Source organism: Hufsiella arboris, from assembly GCF_009834875.1.
GTDB classification, from domain to species: Bacteria; Bacteroidota; Bacteroidia; order Sphingobacteriales; family Sphingobacteriaceae; genus Hufsiella_A; species Hufsiella_A arboris.
The window spans coordinates 124,793-146,937 of sequence record NZ_WVHT01000006.1 but is presented as its reverse complement, the minus strand read 5'-3'; the positions used below and the strand labels follow the sequence as shown (position 1 = coordinate 146,937).

The 22,145-nt window shown below is 41.5% G+C and carries 17 protein-coding genes and 1 tRNA gene; 7 read left to right on the top strand and 11 right to left on the bottom strand.

Annotation, left to right across the window (positions count from 1 at the left end):
• Position 1: 1 nt before the first annotated feature.
• Positions 2-3,538, bottom strand: coding sequence for a chromosome segregation protein SMC (smc, locus tag GS399_RS13770; protein WP_160845228.1), 3,537 nt, complete (start codon positions 3,536-3,538; stop codon positions 2-4).
• 604 nt (positions 3,539-4,142) lie between these two features.
• On the opposite strand from smc, the gene GS399_RS13765 reads away from it, so the two are divergent.
• Positions 4,143-5,129, top strand: coding sequence for a potassium channel beta subunit family protein (locus GS399_RS13765; protein ID WP_160845227.1), 987 nt, complete (start codon positions 4,143-4,145; stop codon positions 5,127-5,129).
• A 158-nt stretch (positions 5,130-5,287) separates the two neighbouring features.
• Positions 5,288-5,815, top strand: coding sequence for a toll/interleukin-1 receptor domain-containing protein (locus GS399_RS13760; protein WP_160845226.1), 528 nt, complete (start codon positions 5,288-5,290; stop codon positions 5,813-5,815).
• On the opposite strand, the gene GS399_RS13755 is transcribed toward GS399_RS13760, so the two are convergent.
• Genes GS399_RS13755 through GS399_RS13740 form a run of 4 tightly spaced genes read right to left on the bottom strand, consistent with a single transcriptional unit; the run spans position 5,804 to position 8,453 of the window.
• Entirely contained in the window at positions 5,804-6,244 is a 441-nt protein-coding gene (locus tag GS399_RS13755) for an acyl-CoA thioesterase (RefSeq protein ID WP_160845225.1), read from the bottom strand. The two genes, GS399_RS13760 and GS399_RS13755, sit on opposite strands and share 12 nt — an antisense overlap.
• Before the next feature lie 12 nt (positions 6,245-6,256).
• Complete coding sequence (locus GS399_RS13750) at positions 6,257-7,186, bottom strand: sterol desaturase family protein (RefSeq protein WP_160845224.1); 930 nt, start codon at positions 7,184-7,186, stop codon at positions 6,257-6,259.
• The gene (aroB, locus tag GS399_RS13745) at positions 7,183-8,247 is read right to left on the bottom strand and encodes a 3-dehydroquinate synthase (protein WP_160845223.1); all 1,065 of its coding nucleotides are present in this window, start codon (positions 8,245-8,247) and stop codon (positions 7,183-7,185) included. Before aroB ends, GS399_RS13750 begins: the two co-directional genes overlap by 4 nt.
• Positions 8,247-8,453, bottom strand: a complete 207-nt coding sequence (locus GS399_RS13740; RefSeq protein WP_160845222.1) for an RNA-binding S4 domain-containing protein — start codon at positions 8,451-8,453, stop codon at positions 8,247-8,249. Before GS399_RS13740 ends, aroB begins: the two co-directional genes overlap by 1 nt.
• Before the next feature lie 57 nt (positions 8,454-8,510).
• On the opposite strand from GS399_RS13740, the gene GS399_RS13735 reads away from it, so the two are divergent.
• Entirely contained in the window at positions 8,511-9,722 is a 1,212-nt protein-coding gene (locus tag GS399_RS13735) for a proline dehydrogenase family protein (protein ID WP_160845221.1), read from the top strand.
• A 57-nt stretch (positions 9,723-9,779) separates the two neighbouring features.
• Here GS399_RS13735 and GS399_RS13730 read toward each other — a convergent pair whose 3' ends face one another.
• Positions 9,780-10,085 (bottom strand): phosphoribosylpyrophosphate synthetase, encoded by a 306-nt coding sequence (locus GS399_RS13730; protein WP_160845220.1) that lies wholly within the window; start codon positions 10,083-10,085, stop codon positions 9,780-9,782.
• Positions 10,086-10,129: 44 nt separating this feature from the next.
• Positions 10,130-10,762 carry an HAD family hydrolase gene (locus GS399_RS13725; RefSeq protein ID WP_160845219.1) on the bottom strand — a complete coding sequence of 211 codons (633 nt, stop codon included), beginning with the start codon at positions 10,760-10,762 and terminating at the stop codon, positions 10,130-10,132.
• Positions 10,763-10,962: 200 nt separating this feature from the next.
• On the opposite strand from GS399_RS13725, the gene GS399_RS13720 reads away from it, so the two are divergent.
• The 4 genes from GS399_RS13720 to GS399_RS13705 all read left to right on the top strand — a co-directional run bounded on the left by GS399_RS13720 (position 10,963) and on the right by GS399_RS13705 (position 16,303).
• The gene (locus tag GS399_RS13720; RefSeq protein WP_160845218.1) at positions 10,963-13,581 is read left to right on the top strand and encodes a T9SS type B sorting domain-containing protein; all 2,619 of its coding nucleotides are present in this window, start codon (positions 10,963-10,965) and stop codon (positions 13,579-13,581) included.
• Between the two features lie 156 nt (positions 13,582-13,737).
• A complete protein-coding gene (locus GS399_RS13715) occupies positions 13,738-14,583 on the top strand; it encodes a DUF6515 family protein (protein WP_237487950.1) in 846 nt (281 codons plus the stop codon).
• Between the two features lie 88 nt (positions 14,584-14,671).
• Positions 14,672-14,745: transfer RNA gene (locus GS399_RS13710), tRNA-Ile, on the top strand.
• A gap of 220 nt (positions 14,746-14,965) precedes the next feature.
• Positions 14,966-16,303 (top strand): site-specific integrase, encoded by a 1,338-nt coding sequence (locus tag GS399_RS13705; protein WP_160845217.1) that lies wholly within the window; start codon positions 14,966-14,968, stop codon positions 16,301-16,303.
• A 328-nt stretch (positions 16,304-16,631) separates the two neighbouring features.
• Here the strand turns inward: GS399_RS13705 and GS399_RS13700 are convergent, their stop codons facing one another.
• From GS399_RS13700 to GS399_RS13685, 4 genes are all read right to left on the bottom strand, one after another.
• Positions 16,632-16,874 carry a hypothetical protein gene (locus GS399_RS13700; protein WP_160845216.1) on the bottom strand — a complete coding sequence of 81 codons (243 nt, stop codon included), beginning with the start codon at positions 16,872-16,874 and terminating at the stop codon, positions 16,632-16,634.
• Between the two features lie 113 nt (positions 16,875-16,987).
• Positions 16,988-17,896, bottom strand: coding sequence for a HEPN domain-containing protein (locus GS399_RS13695; protein WP_160845215.1), 909 nt, complete (start codon positions 17,894-17,896; stop codon positions 16,988-16,990).
• Positions 17,897-17,958: 62 nt separating this feature from the next.
• A complete protein-coding gene (locus GS399_RS13690; protein ID WP_160845214.1) occupies positions 17,959-18,618 on the bottom strand; it encodes a helix-turn-helix domain-containing protein in 660 nt (219 codons plus the stop codon).
• 28 nt (positions 18,619-18,646) lie between these two features.
• Positions 18,647-22,060 carry a DEAD/DEAH box helicase gene (locus GS399_RS13685; protein ID WP_160845213.1) on the bottom strand — a complete coding sequence of 1,138 codons (3,414 nt, stop codon included), beginning with the start codon at positions 22,058-22,060 and terminating at the stop codon, positions 18,647-18,649.
• Positions 22,061-22,145 lie beyond the last annotated feature (85 nt).

Genomic DNA, 22,145 nt, shown 5'->3' with positions numbered 1-22,145 from the left:
CTTAAGCGACTTCCCTCATATCAACCGCCACAACTCTCGAAATTCCCTGCTCGACCATCGTAACACCATAAATTATATCGGTGCTGGCGATAGTACGCTTGTTATGTGATACGATGATGAATTGTGATCTGTCCGAAAACTTACGAATGATATTATTGAATTTATCGATGTTGGTATCATCGAGCGGTGCGTCAACCTCGTCGAAAATACAGAAAGGCGCCGGTTTCAACAGATACAAAGAAAACAGCAGGGCAGTAGCGGTAAGGGTTTTCTCGCCTCCGGATAATTGATTAATAGATAATGGCCTTTTTCCCTTCGGACGCGCCAGGATCTCAATATCCGAGTCAAGCGGGTTTTCCGGATCGCTTAAAACCAGGTCGCAGCTGTCTTCTTCATTGAACAAGGAGCGGAAAACATGGATAAAACTGTCGCGGACATTCGTGAAAGCGTCCATGAACTTCTCCTTCGCAGTGTCGTCAATTTCTTTGATCGTTTCCAGCAGTGACGCTTTAGCATCGAGAAGGTCTTTCTTCTGACCGAGGATGAAATTATAACGGCTGTCCATCTCGCGGTAAGCCTCCATCGCCATGGAATTAATGGCACCGAACTCGTCAAGCTGCCTTTTCATGCGGTCGGTTTTTTCCCGCAGATCCTGTTCGTTCTCATTCGGCGGAACTTCACCATCAAGCAGGTCGCTGATATCGACCGAAAATTCAACCGATAAACGTTCCTTCAGGCTATTCAGTTCGAGTTTGAGCGTTGTTTTTTTATCTCTTATTTCGGCCGCCAAATGTTCTGCGTTTTCTTTTCGCCTGCGCTGGGCCGTTATTTCTGTTTCCGTGTCGTTGATAATACCTCGGATCGCGTAATAATGCTGTTCCATCTCCTGCACGCCTTTTTCAAGATCTTCCTTTTGTTGGTACATATCCATCAGGTCCTCGTCAGAATGATCTACATGCAAAAGTGTTACTTTGATTTCATCCAGTGCTTTCTCGAGTTCTGCCTGGTTGCCCTGGATCCGTACATCAAGATTATTTTGCTGGCTTTCCCGGTATTCGAGGTCTTTTTCCAGTCCCGAAACTTTGTTTTGCTGCTGGTGAAAGCGGATATTTTCCTGGTTATATGCAGTGGATTTTACAGTCACCAGCTCCGAAAGCTCAGTGTATTGCTGCTGCATGTCAATCAGGTCGGCGCTTTTAATCATTTTTTCAGATTGGATGGCAATGATCCTGGGTTGGGCTTCTGTCAGTTCAACTTTTATCGACGCAATCTTCGTTTCAATATCCTGTTTGCGGTTGCGGCTGTTCTGAATAAATTCCAGGTATTGTTCCTGCCTTGTTTTTACGGAGATTAACTCCTGGTTGGTGCGATTGATCGTGTTTTGCAGTTCCGCCAGCTCTTCTCTTTTTGAAGAATTCCGGTAAACAGTCAAACGCTCATTTTCTTCCGCAACGGTGTTTTTTAAGCCGCTGATGGATGATTCGAGCGTTTTTATTTCTTTGGATAAATTTTCAAGGTTTTTAGCCCTACCGATGCGTTTTCCTTCAAACAATCCTACCGATCCGCCTGATATACCAGTCCTGGTTTTCGAAAATTTGCCGCTTGCGCTCAAGATCACCCGGTCGGATGGAATTCCTTTGTTAAGTTCTTCTTCTTCCGAACCGGTCAGGAGGTAAACGTTCTGAAGCAGCATCTCACAAAGGGGGCGGTATTTCTTTTCGACCTCGATAATGCTCAAGGCCGGAATAAGATTTCCCCGATCCGGGGCTTCCGAGGTGGGTGCAATCGGTTCTATAGCTTGGAGTACAAAGAAGTTTGCCCGCCCCTTCGCCGAATCGCTTAAAAGCCGGATTGCATGAACAGCTTCAGCAGCAGTTTCAACTACGTAGTGGTTCATCACCGGTTCCAGGTAGTTTTCGATTGAAATGCGGTATTCCTCTTTGCAAAATAACACATCCGAAAAAAGAGGCGCCTGTTTTGCCCAGCCCGTCGCCTTTTTTAAAAAACGAATCGACTCCGGAAAACCCTCGAGGTTATCCACCAGCGATTTTGTCAGGTTGTATTCGTTCTGTTTAGCATCCATTCGCCGGCCTTCCGCGTTGATCTGCTCGCTTTTGCTTCGAATCAGCTCCTGGCTGTTCACAATGTTGGCTTGCAAATCATCTTCGTACTGCCGGCTATCGGAAAACAAGGCCTCAAGCGACGTTAACTTTTCTTCAAGAGTGGCCACAGCCTTGTTAAACTCATTCAGCTCAATTTCCCGCGATTCTGTATCGGCTACGTTTCGCAAGCTTTCCTGCTGCAATGCTTCCTGCTGGATATTCAGGATATCGATATCCTTCTCCAGTTTGTAAAGCTGGTTTTGCAGATCGTTATTCTCTTTTGCGGTTTGGTCAAGCTTATTTTTTGACGACTGCTGCTGCACACGCAGTTCTTCAAGTTCTTCTTTTTTATCCTCCAGGGAAGATTTTACCAGGATCAGGTTCTCATTTTCCTGGAAATGCTCTTCCGTTAAACGTTTGATATTGTAAAGGACGTGGTTCAGCTGTCCCTTGTCTTTTTCAAGTTCTTCGGTTAAACGCTTTTCCTTATCCTGTAAAAAGCGTAACTGTTCGTTCTTGACTTTCTTTTCACTTTCGTAAGCCCTGATTTTAGAGGTGTACTCATTTGTGACCTTTTGCTGTGCTGACAGGTTCTTTTCTTTTGTCAGGCTGTCGAGCTTTAACTGCTGCAAAGAAGCTTCGAGCTTATCAATCGATGTGGTAATTTCACTCCGCCCGGTATTTTGCTCTTCTTCCTGTTTTTCGAGCGTATTCAGCGAATCACGAAATCCGGTAATTTTGAAAGAGGCGAGCTGTATGCTTAACTCTTTATACTGATCTTTCAGGCGATAATAACGCTCGGCTTTTTTTGCCTGGTTTTCAAGTGTTTTTAAATTTTTTTCAATTTCAAACAGGAGATCTTCAACACGACTCAGATCTGCCTCCGTGTCTTTTAATTTACTGAAGGTCTGTTTTTTACGGAGCTTATATTTGGAAATACCTGACGCTTCTTCAAACAAGGCCCGTCGTGATCCTTCTTTGTTGGCGATGATCTCGTCGATCATTTTTAACTCAATGATAGAATAAGAATCGGGGCCGATGCCTGTATCCAGAAAGAGGTCAGTAATATCCTTCAGGCGGCACTGTACATCATTTAGCCGGTATTCACTTTCTCCGCTGCGATATAATTTACGTGTAATGGTAACCTGCGAAAATTCCGTAGGAAGGACATTTTTTGTGTTGTCAAAAGTCAGCGAAACTTCAGCGAGATTTGAAGGCTTGCGGCTTTTTGTCCCGTTGAAGATGATGTTTTCCATCTTCTCCGACCGGAGCATGCGCGTACTTTGTTCGCCTAAAACCCAGCGTATTGAGTCTACAACATTCGATTTACCGCAGCCGTTTGGCCCAACAATGGCCGTAACTCCTTCATTGAAGTTAATAGTGATCTTGTCGCCAAAACTCTTAAAACCTTTGATTTCCAGTCGGTTTAATTGCATGCGTTAAAAACGGATTTACGAAATTCTAAACTCAAAAACAGGGGGGTAAATTAATAAATTTAATGGTTTGTCTAACAGAATTTTTACGAGGTAAGTTAGCAATTACACTTATGGCAATGGAGCAAACTCGCTGACATTATGGTCAGGATGCATGGACCAGTGCGATTTGACAATAAAAGCATAACCGCTCATCTTTAAACCTAGAGGGTGAAGCGGTTACCCGGAGCGGCGGCCTGATTGTGCGTTGGAGCAAGGAGTAGAAGCTAAACGGGGCTGTCATAACCAATTAGCAATGGTATTGCTTTCCAAATTATAAGACTTGATTAACAATTATGTTAACTCCAGGGCACATGAGAATGATGTAAGTAAAATAAATGCACTCATCAAGGGATAAATCAATTAGTAAGTTAGTTATTTGAAAAGCAGTTTCCACTTTCCTTAGCTGCCGATAGCCCCGTGTTCCGCTGTAGCCCCGATTTAATATCGGGGTCTGCCGCTTCACCCGGGTTTAAAAATCAGGGACAAACCCTTCGCTGGTAAATAAACACGCTGTCACCGCTAAACATTTACTCAGTACATCGGTTAAAAATCAAAATCATTGTATATGGAATACCGACGTTTAGGAAAATCCGGACTCCAGGTAAGTGCACTGTCACTTGGCAGCTGGCTCACTTTCGGCAACCAGATTGAAGATAAAGTTGCCGACGAGCTGATGAGTATTGCCTACGAGCAGGGCGTTAATTTTTTCGATAACGCTGAAGCTTATGCAGGAGGAAAATCAGAGATCGTGATGGGGAACATTTTAAAAAGCAAGAGTTGGGACCGCGAATCATTTATCGTTTCCAGCAAGGTGTTTTTCGGCGCGGAACCCAAGGGCGTAAACAGGGTGGGTTTATCGCGGAAGCATGTCATTGAAGCCTGTCATGCTGCGTTAAAGCGCTTACAGGTCGATTACCTGGATCTGTACTTCTGTCACCGCCCGGATAAGGATACACCAATAGAAGAAACCGTTTGGGCAATGAATACATTATTGCAGCAGGGGAAAATACTGTACTGGGGTACCTCCGAATGGAGCGCTTATGAAATCCGTGAGGCAATTGCGGTAGCGAAAGAATATCATTTAATCGGACCCACGATGGAACAGCCGGAATACAGCATGATAGAACGTAATAAACTAGAAAACGAATATTCGATGCTCTTCAGGGATCACGGAATTGGTACTACGATATGGTCCCCGCTTGCATCCGGCCTGCTTTCGGGAAAATACAACGACTCACGCCCAGACGATACCAGGTTCAGTGCTATTAAATCGCTGGGCTGGCTGGAAAATAAACGCCTGACGGAAGAAAATATTGAAAAGGCCAGAAAACTAAAAGCCATTGCCGACGAACTGGGAACAAGCCTTCCCAAACTTGCCCTGGCCTGGTGTTTGAAAAATCCGCATGTGAGTACTGTTATCCTGGGCGCATCTAAAACTCAGCAGTTAAAAGAAAATCTTACCGCGCTGGATGTGGTGGGGTTGTTAAACGATGACGTAATGGCAAAAATTGAAGAAGTACTTCAGAATAAACCGGAAGCCCCGCAATTTTAAATAACCTTTCCGGACAAATTGAAAGCCTCAGCCTATTATCGGTCTGGGGTTTTTTTGTAAGCTGTCTTAATACATTTTACTAAAAATATTAGTATATTTGTTCTGCTCTCAAATTAGGAATACCAGATCAGGAAGTGTGGAACGGAATTTAAATTAATATGTTAAGCGAGAGACCAATTTTTATAAGCCATTCAAGCAAAGACGAAAAGATCGTCACCCCATTTGTAGAAAAAATACTAAATATCGGCTTGGGTATTAGCCGCGACCGGATATTTTACAGCTCCGCGAAGGATACCGGTCCGAAAAGCGGAAGCGATTTTAAGGATTCGATAAAAAGTAAGATCATCGGCTCCGCTGCCGTAATCCAGGTAATCACACAAAATTACAAACAGAGCGAGGTGTGTTTAAACGAAATGGGAGCGGCTTGGGTGTTGTCTGACAAGGTGATTTGTTTTATCCTGGAACCTGTGACATTTGAAACGATAGGCTTCATTCACAATACGACGCAACTGCTTAAGTTGAACAGTGCGGATGATCTGTTTCAGTTCCAGGACGATCACCCAGAACTTTATGAGAACAGGCGGATCAGCCAGTCAAATTTTAACAAACAGGTTAAATCATTTATCCGGATCCTGAACAGGAACCATTTAAAGCCTCTGAATTCAGCGCTAAGTTTAAGTGAGTAAAGTGAAATCTTCCGCTTTAGGAAACTTATTGAAAACATCCACGACTATCTGCGGGATAGGTGAGGCGAGTTTTCTTTTCTGTGTATCCATCCATGCGCCGTCGAGTGTCAGCAGTGCGCATAGTTTATTTTCATCATTTAAAAACTCATGCTGAATTGTCCAGCGCGAAGCATCACTTCTCATTTTCGACATCTTTGCGGTGATGGTGATGTCCTGACCGAAGACAATTTCCCGGCGGAAAACACATTCTTCCCTGAAAAGAATGGGGCCGATAGATTCATTTTGCATCACCTTCAATGTTAAACCGTGTTGGTTGAGTAATTCAACTCTAAATTGCGAGCCAAAATCATAGTAAACACTGTGGCGAAGATGAAAATTCGGATCGAGGTCAGCCCAGCGGATCGAAATTTTTTTACTGAAAGAATCCATAGATAGCGTTGATTAATTCGCGAAATCGGCGATCTGCCTCTTATCCGGCTGGGACAAGCCTTTCTCCCTTTCAAGAAGCTCTTTTTGCATCACTTTGGCGGTTTGTGTGCTGCCATCGTGGCTCCATCCCGGGGCATTAAGTGCATATTTGATTTTATCTCTCAGAGAGGGCGACTTCTTCATGTCATTTACCAGGTCCTTAAATTCATGGAAGATGATATTTACAGGCCCGGGCTCTACAGGTTTTGTAATTCCATATATTACCTCTTCATCATCCAGCTCTTCCTGGAAAGTGCCGAACAGGCGGTCCCAGATGATCAGGATCATGCCCATATTTTTATCAAGGTAACGAATGTTGCTGGCATGGTGGACCCGGTGGTGAGAAGGCGTTACAAAAATGTACTCATACCACTTGGGCATTTTACGAATAGTTTGTGTATGAACAAGGTTTCCGTAAAGTTGCGTCACAAGGTATGCGAAGAGAATATTGAGCGCGTTAAAACCCATCAGCGCAAGCGGAACATAAAAAAGCATGCGGTATATCGGCTCAAAAACCGTTGAGCGGAAACCGGTTGCCAGGTTAAAATCCGACGATGAGTGATGCGTAACGTGGACGGCCCAGAAGAACCGTGAAAAATGACCGAGTGCGTGCAGCGCCCAATAGAGGAAATCCTGCGCAATTACTAATACAAACCAATATAAAACGACGTTCTGAATTTCGAAAAAACGGAATTGGTAAAAGTAATCGAGCACAAAGAACGTAGCCGTTTTCATCGAAAAGTTCACCACGATGGCGACAGCCGTCAGGTAAATGGTCGCCCAGGTATGCTGTTTGGAATAATACTTCCTGTTATGCAGGTAGCTGAAGAACATTTCGGCTATGGTAAGTATAGCCAGCATGCTCACCAGAGCTACAACGTAAATATTTCTGTGGTCGTTCATTTTAACAAATCATTATAAAAGCCAAGGCTTTCGATAATTTGTTTTTCATCCGGGTAAATGTTAAAGTCGCACTTTCCGATCTTGCTGAGTAACGCGAATCCAATCTTATCTTTTTCGTTCTTTTTATCATTTTGCATGACGCTTATCAGGTCGGGATAAACCGATTCGTCGATAGCTCTAACCGGAAAAACTTTACAAAGATATTGGCAAATCAGGTTCAGATCTTCTTTCGGCAAATTATTACAGCTATGTGATAGAAAGGCTTCGCAGATCATTCCGATCGCGATAGCTTCGCCATGAAGCAGCGCATTTTTGCCTTTATCGAGGAAGTAGCTTTCAACGGCGTGGCCGATCGTGTGGCCAAAGTTCAGGATCTTACGTAATCCTTTTTCTTTCGGATCGATTGTTACTACTTCGTTTTTGATAGCTACCGAACGGTAAATAATTTCCTGGCCGACTTTCAAAGGATATGTTTCCGATATCAGCTCAAAATAGGAGCGATCATAAATTAAACCATGCTTTATAATTTCGGCAAAGCCTGAGATCAACTCTCTGCGATTTAGTGTTTCCAGGAACCTGGTCGAAATAAACACCGCTTTTGGCAGTGTAAAGGTGCCGATGATATTTTTAACAGAGCCAAGATCGATGCCGGTTTTTCCGCCAACAGAGGCATCAACCTGCGAAAGTAGGGTCGTGGGAACCTGCACAAAGTCAATCCCGCGTTTATAGGTGGCTGCAGCGAAACCTCCCATATCTGTGATAACGCCTCCGCCAACGTTTATGACAAGGCTGTTGCGGTCGGCGCCGAAATCAAGCAGCATGTTCCATATACCGATGCAGTAATCAATATTCTTATTTTCTTCTCCTTCATCTACTTCAATGATGTCGTATTCCGTAAGATCAGGAAGATTGCTTACCACATAAGGCAGGCATTTTTCGCTTGTGATCCGGTCGCAAAGAAAAAAGATCTTTGAATAATTGCTTTCGCTGATAAATGAACGCAGGGAACTTAGCGTATCATCGAAAAAAACTGAGTACTGGTCGCTTACTATTGGCTGCATTATGATACGGTTATTTTGTTTCCTTCAAATTCGATGACATCACCGCGTTTCACTTTGTAACGCTTTCGGGTTTCAACCTCATCGTTGCAGATTACCAGTCCTTCCGAAACAACCATCTGCGCTTCGCCGCCTGTTTGAACAAGGTTTACAGCCTTGAGAAGCTGTATTAAGGGGATGAAATCGCCCTCAAGTTTGAATGAAATCATGGCGCAAACTTACAAAATGTTAACAGATGTTCATTTGGCATTTCATAACTTTGCCGGATGGTAGAGAACGTATCAGACCCCGAGGTTGGTCAATCAGCGAAGTTGAATTTTGATAACACTGAGATTGCTTTTAAGGGCAAATCGCCCGCGGAGATGGAAAGAGCATATTGGCTATTTAAAATAATAAGCAGCAATTTTCTGACTAAGATCGGTCCTTCGATCACCAATACCGCGCTTAAAATTGGCTTACCTATCGTCCCATTGATTAAGTCGACCATCTTCAGCCAGTTTTGCGGCGGCGAAACCATCGGCGAATGCGAACATACGATCAACCAACTCGCTGAAGGACATGTCGGGACAATTCTCGATTATTCTGTTGAAGGCGAAGAAGACGAAAGGGTATTTATCGAAACTGCTGATGAAATTATAAAAACCATAAAACGCGCTAAAGGCGATAAAAAAGTGCCTCTGACAGTATTCAAAATTACGGGAGTAGGCCGTTTTGGCATCCTTGAAAAACTGGATTCAGAAGGCGAGCTGAATAATTCCGAGCAGGTTGAGTGGATCAAATTGAAAGGCCGTGTAAGTATGATCTGCCAGGCGGCTTACGAGTCTGATGTTCCTGTGATGATCGATGCCGAGGAAAGCTGGATTCAGAAAACGATCGATCAGCTTGCTGTTGATATGATGCGCCGATATAACCGCGACCGGGCCATCGTGCTGAACACTTACCAGCTATACCGTCATGATAAGCTCCAATCATTAAAGGATGATATACAATTTGCAATAAGCAACGGGTTTATTTTAGGGGCAAAAATTGTACGGGGCGCTTATATGGAAAAGGAGCGGAAGCGCGCAGCCGAAATAGGTTATCCTTCACCGATTCAGCCTGATAAAGAAGCGACAGACCGCGACTATAACCTGGCAGTGCAGGCTTGTATGGAGAATCTTGAGCACGTTGCCTTTGTTGCCGGCACTCATAACGAAAATAGCTGCAAACTGCTTGCAGAACTTGCCGATAAGTTGTCTGTGCGGCATAATCATCCCAATATATTCTTTTCACAATTATTAGGTATGAGCGACAATCTAAGCTTTAACCTGTCCCACGCCGGTTATAATGTCGCTAAATATGTTCCATATGGTCCTGTAAAGGCCGTACTTCCTTATTTATTCAGGAGAGCACAGGAGAATACTTCGATTGCCGGCCAAACCAGCCGGGAGTTAGGCCTGATAATTAAGGAGAAGAAAAGGAGATCGGGGAGAAGTTAGTAATGAGAAGTCAGCATCGTTGCTAATAATTGCTTTGACGCTGACCTCTCAAGTTTTTTATCCGGGTGTGTTCAGCTTTTTCAGCAGATCTTCCGAAATATCGTCGGAATACACACCGTAGGCGTCTATGAAGGTTCCTTTAATGTTGTACTTATCTGATTTAATCGCATAAACGATTGAGTTATCAGCCGGATCAGACGGGCCTTCAAATCTGTAAAGTTCAGCAATCTCAAAATCATCCGGGTGAAGAGTTATCGTCTTATCGCTGCTGTGCAACGCATCTTTGGCCAAGTTAAAATCAAGGGTAAAGCCACGACTTTTCAAGTCGTTTAAAGCATCTACCATGGTCCTGTAATCTTTCATACCCACATTAACAGTTAGATTTTCCCAATTGTTTAGGAATAATATTACAATAAATTATTCCTGTCCATGAATTTTTCCAGCGAATCGTCCGCCGTCATTAAATGCGTTTGAATACCCAGTTCGGCGGCGGTTTTCAGGTGCTGCGGACTGTCGTCAATAAACAAGGTTTCAGCCGGATTGAGGTTATTTTCACTGAGAACCTGTTCAAATATTTCCCTGTTAGGTTTTCGCTTGCCAACTAGGTGAGAGTAATAGATCTTCTCGAAAAAAACATCATTTGAGGGAATATGGTATTCCTGCTGCAAGTAGTTGTTAATGTAATCCAGGTGAATTTCATTGATGTTGCTTAATAGAAAAGTACGGTATTTCTTTTTTGCCTGCATTAAGATATCATAGTTGGCAGGTGGTATGCCGATAAGCAACGAGTTCCATGTATTGTCGATCTGATCATCCGTTAGATCCGGTTTGCCGGTGATTTCACGAATGCCGTCACGGAATTGTGCCGCGGTGATTTGTCCTTGTTCAAACTGGTCGAAAATAGCGTGGTGCCCGGTATGCGCGAAAAATCGTTCGACGTTTTCAATGCCAAGTTCTGTAAAGGAATGCTGAGTTTTTTTGAAATCGATCAGGAAGATCACATTGCCGTAGTCGAAAATGATGTTTTTAATATTCTCCATAGAGCTGTCGTGCTTTTGTGACGGCAAATATGCGGATGTTTTGTAAAAGTGCGAATCTTAATTTCCCTGTCGATGACAGCAAGCAGATTTTTTGACAGGATGTTTTTGCTCTGCCCTAAACAGGATTTAAGGTTAATTTATTCAGTTAATATTTTTATCATTGGCGTTTATTTTAGCACCTAACCCGAATTATCACATTTATGAATGCTTTAAAAGCATCCATCGCAAGCTTCTTTTGCCTTGCTACAGCTGTGGGATATTCCCAAACGCTTTCTTCCAGATTTACTATAAAGCCGAACGGTGATATAGCAAAGACTGTAATGAAAGTAAACAGCGATCAAATTACTGTAAAGGATATTGCCCTCACATCGCCGCCCCCGAAGATCGTTTACGATTCGCCGCAAAACTATATTATTAATCAACCCATTCCTGTCTTAACTCCGGTTAATACCGGCGGGACTATTCCTCCAAGTGCCTACGGAACGTTGGATATTGCTTCATATGGTTTTTCGACAGTAACCGGAGTTGCGGTGGATGCAGACGGAAATGTTTTTATTGCGGATTGGAATTTAAACCAGATAAAGAAGCTAACCCCGACAGGCGTGTTGTCTGTTTTCGCCGGCAGCGCTTATGGTGCATCCGGCTCGACCGATGGGCTGGGAACCGCTGCAACTTTTTACGAGCCTGACGCGCTGGTGCTTGATGACGCCGGCAATTTGTATGTAAGCGACCAGGGTAATCACAAGATCCGCAAGATCAGTCCTTCCGGGATGGTTTCAACCCTGGCCGGAAATGGCGCCTCAGGATTAGTCGACGGGACAGGCAGCAATGCAAGTTTCAACAATCCGCGCGGACTTGCACTTGACGGGGCAGGCAATTTATACGTTGCCGACCAGGTTAATAATGCAATCAGGAAGATAACGCCGGACGGAGTAGTTGCCACCTTCGCAGGTAGCCAGGCATCCGGATTTACGAACGGCCCCCGCCAGTCTGCCCGCTTTAACACGCCAACCGCGGTTGCCGTCGATGCCGGGCAGAATATTTATATTTCAGATGCCAGTAACGGCGCCGTGCGTAAAATAACACCCGACGGCATGGTCAGCACGTTAGCTACAGGTTTGAGTTTCCCCCGTGAACTGCGCGCCGATGCGACGGGGAACATTTATGTGGCCGAACAGAACGGATACAGTATAAAAAGGATTTCTCCAAACGGTTCAGTCTCAACGGTAGTTCCATACGGACTTACCGGCCCTATTGGACTCACCCTGGACGGAAAAGGCTATATGTATTTAGGAGATATCGGCATTGTGAGAAGAGTGACCATATCTGGGTTTACCATCGACAAACAGCTACCGCCGGGACTGACTTTTAATTCTGCGACAGGTGCCATCACCGGTACGCCGACAACAACGTGGCCGCCCACTGATTATAAAGTTACCGCATTTAATTCCGGCGGCAGTAGCGAAACCATCGTTAACATTGCAGTGTACACTACGTCTACAAAACGTCCGTCCGTTATTACGCTACCACCTCAACGAGGAGGGGATCTTGAAGCTGATAACAATTATGATCCGAAAGGTACAAGCACCAACAATCGCACACCAATTGTTTACACAAGCAGTGACCCCACGATAGCTTATCCGATAGAGAACGGCCTTATTCATGTGTTGCGTCCGGGAGTGATTACTCTCACAGCCAATCAACAGGGCGATGATCGGTTCGAAGATGCCGCGCCGGCTCAGATGATTCTTACGTTTAAAGAATACCTGCGTGTCCTGTTGCCGCAGCCAGAATCAAAAACGATCTGTGACGCTCCGTTCCAGGTTGGAGCGCTAAGATCCAATGCCGTGGTGCCTCTTGAATATAGAAGTAGCAATCCGTCGGTAGCAACCATTTCAAACGATGGAATAGTCACTGTGAAAACCATAGGGACGACAACAATAACTATTTCCCAACATGGAGATCCTTCGCTTTATATCGATGCCGCTCCTGATTCAAAAGTTCTGACTGTAAAGTTACAAGAGCCACCAAAAGTGAGGATTGAGGCAAAATACGACAGCCAGTGTGCCGGTTCATCGGTTACGTTTAACGCGATTTCAGAAAACGCCGGCTCCAACGTTTCATACGACTGGGTAGTGAACGGAAAAAGTACCGGAAATAAAACTGCTGATTTTAGTTCCGCTGTCCTTAAGGATGGAGATATAGTTAGCTGTAGCTGTATAAATAACGATAACACCTGTGTGGCAGGATTTCCTGGAAACTCAAATGACATTAAACTCAGCTTCATTGCCCCGGTACAGCCATCTGTAACCATTCAGGCGGACAAGAACGGCGTATTCCCGGAAACTCCGATTACGTTCACTGCTACAGTTGAAAATGCAAGCAGTCGCGTTAAATATCAATGGAAAGTGAACGGGGATAATGTTGGGGCAAATAGCCAGGTTTTTACGAGTAGCTCTCTGAATAATAAAGACCATGTGACATGCGAAGTTACACCCTTGGCGGTGTGCGGTAATATCGCGGTAAGTGAGGCTATTGAGGTGAAGATCGTCGTGAAGGTCGAAATTCCAAATACTTTTACTCCGAACGGCGACGGAATCAACGACTTCTGGAACATAACCGGAATTGCCAGCTTTCCCGCCTGCACCGTCAGGATATTCAACCGGAACGGGATGCTCGTGTTCGAGTCAAAAGGATATCAGCAAGCCTGGGATGGTACTTCCAACGGATCACCGCTTCCCTTATCGACCTATTATTATGTGATCGACCTCGCATCAGAAAACAGGACAATGAGCGGAAGCATTACCATTATCAGGTAACGTCAGTGACCCTTTAGGTTGCTTTGCTAACAGATTGAAGCAAAAATTTAAATGCCTATACGATTGCAGAAAATTCGTACGTTATTAACAAAAATTAACGTTATTCAAATTAACCTTTTGGCGACTTTGATCGTCAAACGTGAAATATAAGATCAAATGAATTATCTTCATAAAGGTTCGCTCGCAGTAGCGACCGTTTTTTTAACGCTCACACTGTTTAACGCAACAGCACAACCACGTGGTCCGCGTCCTACAAGAGGTTCTTCAGGATACCATTCCAACGGCGGAAACTACTCTTCCGGCGGACATTATTCAGAATTATACCAGCGTCGGCCAGTTTACTCACATTATTATGCCGGAAACACGAGAGTCTATGTGCGTCCGTCAGCAGGTTATTACCGTCCCGGTTACGGCTATTACCGTCCCGGTTATAGTTACTATGGTTACCGACCATATTATCCTTACCATTATTTCGGGCCGGCGATAGGCTTTCGGATTAATGTTCTTCCATTCGGCTATTATCCGTTCTCGTATGGCGGAATGCCTTACTATTATTCAGGAGGAACATTTTATCGGCAGAACAACGACAATTATGAAGTTGTAACGGCCCCGCTTGGTGCGATAATACCCAACTTGCCGTCAAAGGCAAAACAAGTAACAATCGACAACCAGAACTATTACGAATACAACGGAACTTTTTATCAGCCTCAGTCAGGCAGTGATGGCAAAACCGAATACAAAATTGTTGGCAAAGATGGTGTGTTAAATACCGAAAGTACAACAGGAAACGAATCTATTGGCGACGATTATACTAACGACAACGCTTCTGGAAACACAACCGATCGCGTGCCACAAGTCGGTGACATTGTAAGTGAGCTGCCCGAGGGTTCAAAAGAAGTTTATATTAAAAATCAGAAAGTATATGTGTCGCCTTCCGGTGTCTATTACGAAGATTACAAAGATAATGTTGGTCCTGGTTATAAGGTGGTTGGCGTTAAATAATAATTTTAGGGATCAAATGTTTTTAAATACCGCCTGAAATTCTTAAAATTGCACTCGCAAAAATCAGGTGCTAACCCTGATCAAAGCAGCGCCTATAGCTCAGTCGGTTAGAGTAGAAGACTCATAATCTTTTGGTCCCTGGTTCGAGCCCAGGTGGGCGCACAAGGGAAACAGACAGTAATGGTCCTGTTTTTCTCCGGTAAAAGGCCGTTTCTGTAACGGAAACGGCCTTTTTTTAATATCTTTGAGTCGGATTTATTCCACGGCGCTGACACCGTAAAAACTTCACAACGTCAGGACTTGCATAATTATTTGTTGAACTTCGCGCAAAACCGTCACTATTCCGTCATGACGTTTTTACGTGGCCTAAAAAAACAAGATTATGGCAACTGTAAATGCTGTGGTTTATGACCAATTTAAAAGGGAGGATGGAACCTTCCACGTACAAATCAAAGTTTTCCACAAAGATGTCCGCCGGTTTATCGAAACCAACCATTATGTAACCGCCCGGCAACTTGATGGGAACTTAAAAATCAAGGATAAACATATCCTTAAATCGTTAGACGAAACACTAACGGACTATAGAAAAACCATTGGCGACCTTGCTCCCAAATTGGACTTTTTTACCTGTGATGATTTAAAAGCCTATTTAATTAACAAGGACAAAGAGGTGGATTTTATTGCCTTTTGTGCCCAGCACATTGCTTCATTACGGAAAGCTAAAAGAGATGGAACCGCCGATAATCATCGGGCTGTCCGAAACAGCCTGATTGATTATTTTAAAAAGCAGAGCGTATCAATTTCAGAGATTAATTCCGGTATGCTATTCTCCTACGAAAAATGGTTGCAAACCGACCGTACAATGGTGCGGGTTAACCAATTAGGTAAGGAAGTAACAACAACAGAAAAAGGTATGCAGACCGGAGGTATTTACTCCCATATGCGCGATTTACGAACGCTATTCAATGAGGCCAGAAAGATTTATAATAATGAGGATATCGGCGTTATTAAAATCAAACATTATCCGTTTAAAGTTTATAAAATCGGCGCACCTCCAAAAACCAAAAAAAGAAACATTTCAGCTGAGCAGGTCAATAAACTAAAAAAGTGTGCGGTAAACCCCGACAGTCGCGCAGAGTTGGCCAGGGATTTATTTATGCTAAGCTTTTATATGTGTGGGATGAACGCTGTAGATTTCTACAACCTTAGTAGCTATGAACCGGAAAGTACAAGGTTAGAATACAACCGATCAAAAACAAGTGGTCTTCGCGATGATGATGCATTTATAAGTATAAAGATTGTTCCCGAAGCAAGACCATTGCTTGAAAAATACATAGGTAAGTTACAGAATAGATACAGCACCTATAATGGATTGGATACAGCTTTGAGCAAGGGAATGCAACAATTGCGTACGACAACGGGCGTTCCAGATATTACCTTTTATTGGGCGCGGCACACCTTTGCAACCATTGCAAGAAATAAATGCCATATGGATAAAGATAGTATTGCAGAAGCGTTAAACCATGTAGACGGTGATCACAAAATCACAGACATTTATATCGAAAAAGATTGGAGCATCGTTGATAAAGTACAGGCAGCTGTAATGAGGTTTTTCAGAGGATTGAATAAACCTAAACCTGCCAAGCCACAAACATCTACGATAAATGAATTAAATGACCCAATAGAACACCGGAAAACCATGCGCCTTGTAAGCGCATAAAATATATATATCATGAAAACATTCATTTTATTTTGTCTTACCTGCATAATCGGAACTGGTGCATTCCTTGCCGCTACTACGTCGCCAAATAAGTTACCTTTTTTCATTGTAGGTTTTGGAGTATGGATTTCGTTTCTTGTTTATTTTGCGAAAAGGATGAGTAGATAGTAGAATAAAAAGTCCCGAACACTCGCTGCCAGGGACTTTAACCTAAACCTTATCACAAGGAAAGCAAGAATGCGTTCCCTAAACAGGAAAGTAATTTACAAAAAGTTCCAATGGTAGAATATTGTTCCTAATATTCATTTGACTCCAACTATGAATTTGATTACGAGAGTGTAGCGATATCTTCCACCCTTGGCTGCAGATCCGGGTGTTTTTGATACTTCAATATTATTTTGAGGACTTCTACCCGGTGATAATTACTTTTCAGTGAAAGTTCCTCGCGGTGGTTGCGGGGTTTGATTTGCGACAAGCGTTTTAGGGAATTTTCAATTTCTATCGCCAATTTGGCGGCATCCATATCATTAAAATGTGCGAGCGCTACCAATGGGAATCTTTTTTTGACCATTTTGAAAAAGGTTAGTTGTTGAGTAATTTGATAACAAAGTATTGAAAGGGTGTCCAAATAGTTTGAACATCCTTTCCTTAGTAACTACAAACTTTTGCTTGATTCAACTGCTTTTACGCCACCAATTTAGCCTTACCTTCTTTTATAGCCAAAAGTCTGTCTTGACAAGTGGCATTTGCGCTTATTAAAATCTCCTCAATCCGGCTAATTAATTTTGACACATCTGAGGCGCTAACATCAAATTTATCATTGTATCTGGCATCACTAAAACCCTTCAATAATAGTGCGGTTAATCTTGCATACTCTGGTGTTGTTTTTCTAAAGGGTGCTAAAGATGAATCTGGTAAGGCATTTTCTATAAGTTGAAGTAATCTTCGTAAACTATTGCTATTTGTCCTATAGCCAATTAGTACTCTCAACATACCAGAGTAGCAATGTTGCAGTGCTTGATGAAGCATAAAAACTGCGAGTTCATTATTTTGTTCTTGTCCGAAATATTTGGCCCCTTTCAAAAATCCCGATGAAAGGGAATACCAATGCTCCCAAAATTTTTCCCTTTTGATTACTCTTTTATTAGTATTCTCGCCAACTCCCGGAGTTACAAATAGCTCTTTTTGATTGTCGAATATCACATTCCCTTTATGGTAAATGGTAGTGTAGAAAGAACTGCCATTTGATAAGGCTTGATTTATATTAGCCATTCTATCAACGACAACTGCGATATTCGCGATAAATTTGCAATCCTCCTCAATTCTTTGCTGAATGCTAATATCGTGGATCACCTCACCTGTTACCGGTACAACTAATAGACTAAAGCTGTTTAAATCTTCTGAAGTGGCGGAAAGGTCTTGTTCTATTGCAAAGCAGCTTCGGGTTTGAATATTGTTAATTTTACTTCCAAAACATATAATTTTTTCAACTGAAAATTGTTGGAGAATCTTATCACTAATTAATTTAAGTTGAGCCGATTCAACATCGACTGGCTGAATCGGATTTAAAAGTTTTAATTTTTGCTTTTTCATGATTTTTAATATTTAAGAGGAAATTGTCTAATGGGTTTAATCTGCTTAATAGTTAGTTAACGTTATTCTTCGTCTTGAACCTTATAGCAAAAGCGAAAACGGTCAGAGGTCATTTTAAGCTTTTTTTCAGCTATGAGTTTGTAAATTGCAGGAATTAAGTAACTCGGTCTTATGGAGGCTTTTCGAGTATTCAATTGCTTATTGACCAATTGAAATAATTCCAATGGTCGACACCAATTATTGAAACAACCCTCCGCGATCAAATTGAGTAACGATTCATAAATATTGTTGTTAATTTCCAGTAGGGTATTTACACCAACACAAAGCACTTTTTCTTCAGTTACAATTTTTATATTTTTGCCATCAATAGTCCAGGGATGAGTGAACGTGTAATAGCATATGCCGGCGATTTCTCTTGCAGCTCCTCTTACAAGACGTTTTTCATTTTCGCCTGTCTCATCGCGGTCAAACGGTAAGATCTCTGGGTAAAGATTTTTTAAAACAACCGACAAGATTTCTAAATCTTCCAAAGCGAGTTTTGAGCTTGCATTCAAGTCTTCATAGTCTCTTATGAAGTATGGCGGTTTTCCTAAAAGAAAAGCTAAATCTTCTTGAGAATAGCCACTTAATATTCTTGCTTTAATAAGCGCCCATCGACGTTTGAATTCTTCCTGACTAATTATTCCACTATAAGTACGTTCGGCATTTACTACAACTTCCATATTTTACTTTCTATTTTTAACGATGAGTTTAGTCCAATAAGCCTAAAATTTCCTCTTTACCCATAGTGCGTAAAATGCTTTCGTCGGTTGGTATTATTTCTTCCGCAAGCCTTTTCTTTCGTTGTTGCATATCGAGAATCCTTTCCTCCAAAGTGTCCTTGCAGATCACTTTATAAGCCATCACGTGCTTATCTTGACCAATTCTATAACAACGATCAATAGCTTGATCCTCTTTTGCAGGATTCCACCATGGGTCAAGGAGGTAAACATAATCGGCAGTAGTTAAATTCAAACCGGCTCCGCCAGCCTTAAGGCTAATCAAGAAAATTTTAATAGACTGGTCATTTTGAAATGTGTCAACCTCTTTTTTACGATTTAGAGGTGTCGTTTTGCCATCTAAATAGCAATATGAAATTGATTGCTGTTCAAGCTGGTTCCTAACTAAACTAAGCATGCTCGTAAACTGAGAAAATACAAGTAATTTGTGTTCAAGTGAGTTTTCAGAAATATGATCCATTAATGCTTTTATTTTACACGAAGTAGTGTGAAACTGTGGAGCATTTTTCATTAGGAGCGGAGAATTGCAAATTTGTCTTAACTTCATTAAGCCTTCAAGTACATAGAATTTTGATCTTTCCAGCCCCTCACTGTCAATTCGTTCAACTAAGTTCTTTTTAAATAGCTTTCTATAATCGTCATAGATTCTCCGCTGTTCTGATTCCATTTCACACCATAAAATCATCTCTGTCTTAGGTGGTAAATCCTTGGCAACTTGTTTTTTGGTTCTTCTCAGTATGAATGGGCGAATCAGTTCAGCAATTGTATCATTCCGTTCCTGATTATCATTATTGTCAATTGGCAATAAGTTTTCTTTAAACATTTTTAAGGTGCCAAAAAAACCAGGATTTATAAAATTCATAATAGCATAAAGATCGGTGGTACTGTTTTCAATTGGTGTTCCAGTTAGCGCGATTCTGTTTTCTGCTGGAATTAACATGGTTGTCTTATAACGTTGCGAATAAGGATTTTTAATGGCTTGCGCCTCGTCAAGAATGAGATAATGAAAATGCATTGTCATTAAAAATTCGATATCTACTGAGGATGTACCATAGGAAGTTATTATTAAATCGTATTTATTTAATTCCTCGGGATTTTTTTCTCGACTAAAACCATGGAAAAAAAGAACATTTAGTTCAGGGCAAAATTTTTCCGCTTCTTCTTTCCAATTAAATAATAGAGATGTGGGAGCAAGCAATAAATGAGGAAAGAATATTTGGGCATTATTTTTTATATATTGCAATAAGGTTAAAACTTGTAAGGTTTTACCCAAACCCATGTCATCTGCCAGTAGTCCACCCCATTTATGAATGCTTAGGTTGGCCATCCAAGTGAAACCAATTTTTTGATATCCCCTTAGGATGGCGTTTACGTTGTTGGGAACTTCAATTAATGGTGCGTCGTCAATATTTAAAAATAATTGGGTAGTTTCAAGTAGGGATTTTGCAAGATTCGGCTTAGCTAACTTATCATATAATTTATCAATTAGAGTATATTGCTGCCGAGGAATTTTAACACCTTTTTCGGTTAAAGTTCCATGCCTGAAGGGTTTGGATAGCCTATTGAAAAAACTGTCCGGTAAATAGGCAATTTTGCCGTTCTTAAGTTTAGTAACCGGAGATCGTTTTTTTAAAGCGTTGTGAATATCTTCAGGTGTCATTAATTCTTCACCAAATTTTACTGAGACTGAAACATCAAACCAGTCGGCGCCCTGATGAACGTCTGTTTTAATTATTGGTTCGCCGAGATGAAGATTCAAGTCAATAATACTTTCTATACCTACAAATGTTACATCTGACATTAAATATTGACATTTAGCTAACCATTGTTCATCCAATAAAGACTCTTTTGATAAAAATAGGGCGTTGTCATTTATTTGGATTTTAAACGATGGGTGCAACTTGACGAAAGATTCTTTAAACAATTCTTCGTTTAATTTATCCCTATGTTGGATTTGGATCGTCTCAAATTTGTAAATCAAATTGGCGCTACCATTTGTTAGCACAGAAAAGAGCGCACCGTTATCATACAGTGCTAATAGATTAAATGAAACATAATGGCCATGATCCTCTAAGACAATTCGTTTTTCAACGATATTTAGTTGAATTTCTTTCGGAAAAGAAAGAAATTTATAAGCTACTGGATAATCGACAGCTATTGGTGCGAGTATATCTTTGTTAAATTCTTCAAGATCTTGCGATTGGATTGTAAAACAGTAATTTGCTCTATGGAATTCGGAGATGATATTACCCTCTTCCAATGACCTGAACTGATAGTAAAGATTTGTATTATCATGAAGCGTGAAGAAAAACGGTGATGAATAAGGGTAAACAGAATTTATTTTAACATTTCTATCTAATATTTGGGCATGACAGAGCAATTTAAAATAACCGTCGTGTTGTTCTAATGTGAATGAGATTTTTGTTCTTTCGATAGAAAAATCAATTTTTTCCATGTAGGATTTTTTAGGTTTTCCTTTTAGATCAACCTTCCTCTCGAACCCGCTATAATAAAATACATCTCCGGTCTCCGCGAGTATTGGAACTAAGCACTTCCAATAATTGAATGCTATTAACCTCGTTTGTGATATGTTTTCGGTTTCTCTGTGTTCACTTGGCTTTTTATTAAATCCGAGTAGCTGATTGAAATCCTCGCTAAACGCATTCAGCGCTTTTTGTACAAGATTTTTACCTGTTGATAAGTCACCAGGATGTTTGAATTCAATAAAATTCAAAACCTTACCAGTTCTTACGTTGAATTTTGAAATACAAGGTATTAAAAATGGGATCTCCGCCACATATCTTATTCCTGACATCACAAAGATTATTGAATTTGCTTCAGCGCTTTCTTCTCTGTACGGGGGCGGAATAGAAACCGATAATGGCAATATATTCTCGGACTTAATTGAATCTTCAAATTTATATATCTTCCCGAACTCAGTTTTTGGTATCGCTTCTGTATGTCGCCAATATTTATGGTCAAGCTTTAAGTATTTATCGAAAAAATCGTAATCGGAATAAGGGAATTCAGTATATCTCTTGAAAAAGTTATATTTTTCTTCTTTGAGCAGGTCAGAGAAAACTCTAAATAAGTGTCGGCAAAGCTTTTGTACTTTCGAATTACAATCACAAGAAACCATCAAAAAATCAGGATTGATCGAAATTTTTATTTGTTGAGTTTCCTGCGAAAGATGGACATCAACGAATAGCGTTCCTCGTTTAAAGTCAGAGGGGCGATAGTGTAGATATCTGGATTTATTTGCGTCTTCATCATCAGACGAAGTAATCTCACTTAATGGTGGTAAGTGCGTTTTTTCATCGAGGGATAGACGATATGGACTTGATGAGTCACGAAGAGTTGTTTTTGATTTATTTTTATTTGCCATGGTGTACAGATTTCGGAATGATTCAATTATCTATAATGCACTCCCATAATTCAATTCATATTCATCCTTTTTACCCATTGAAATG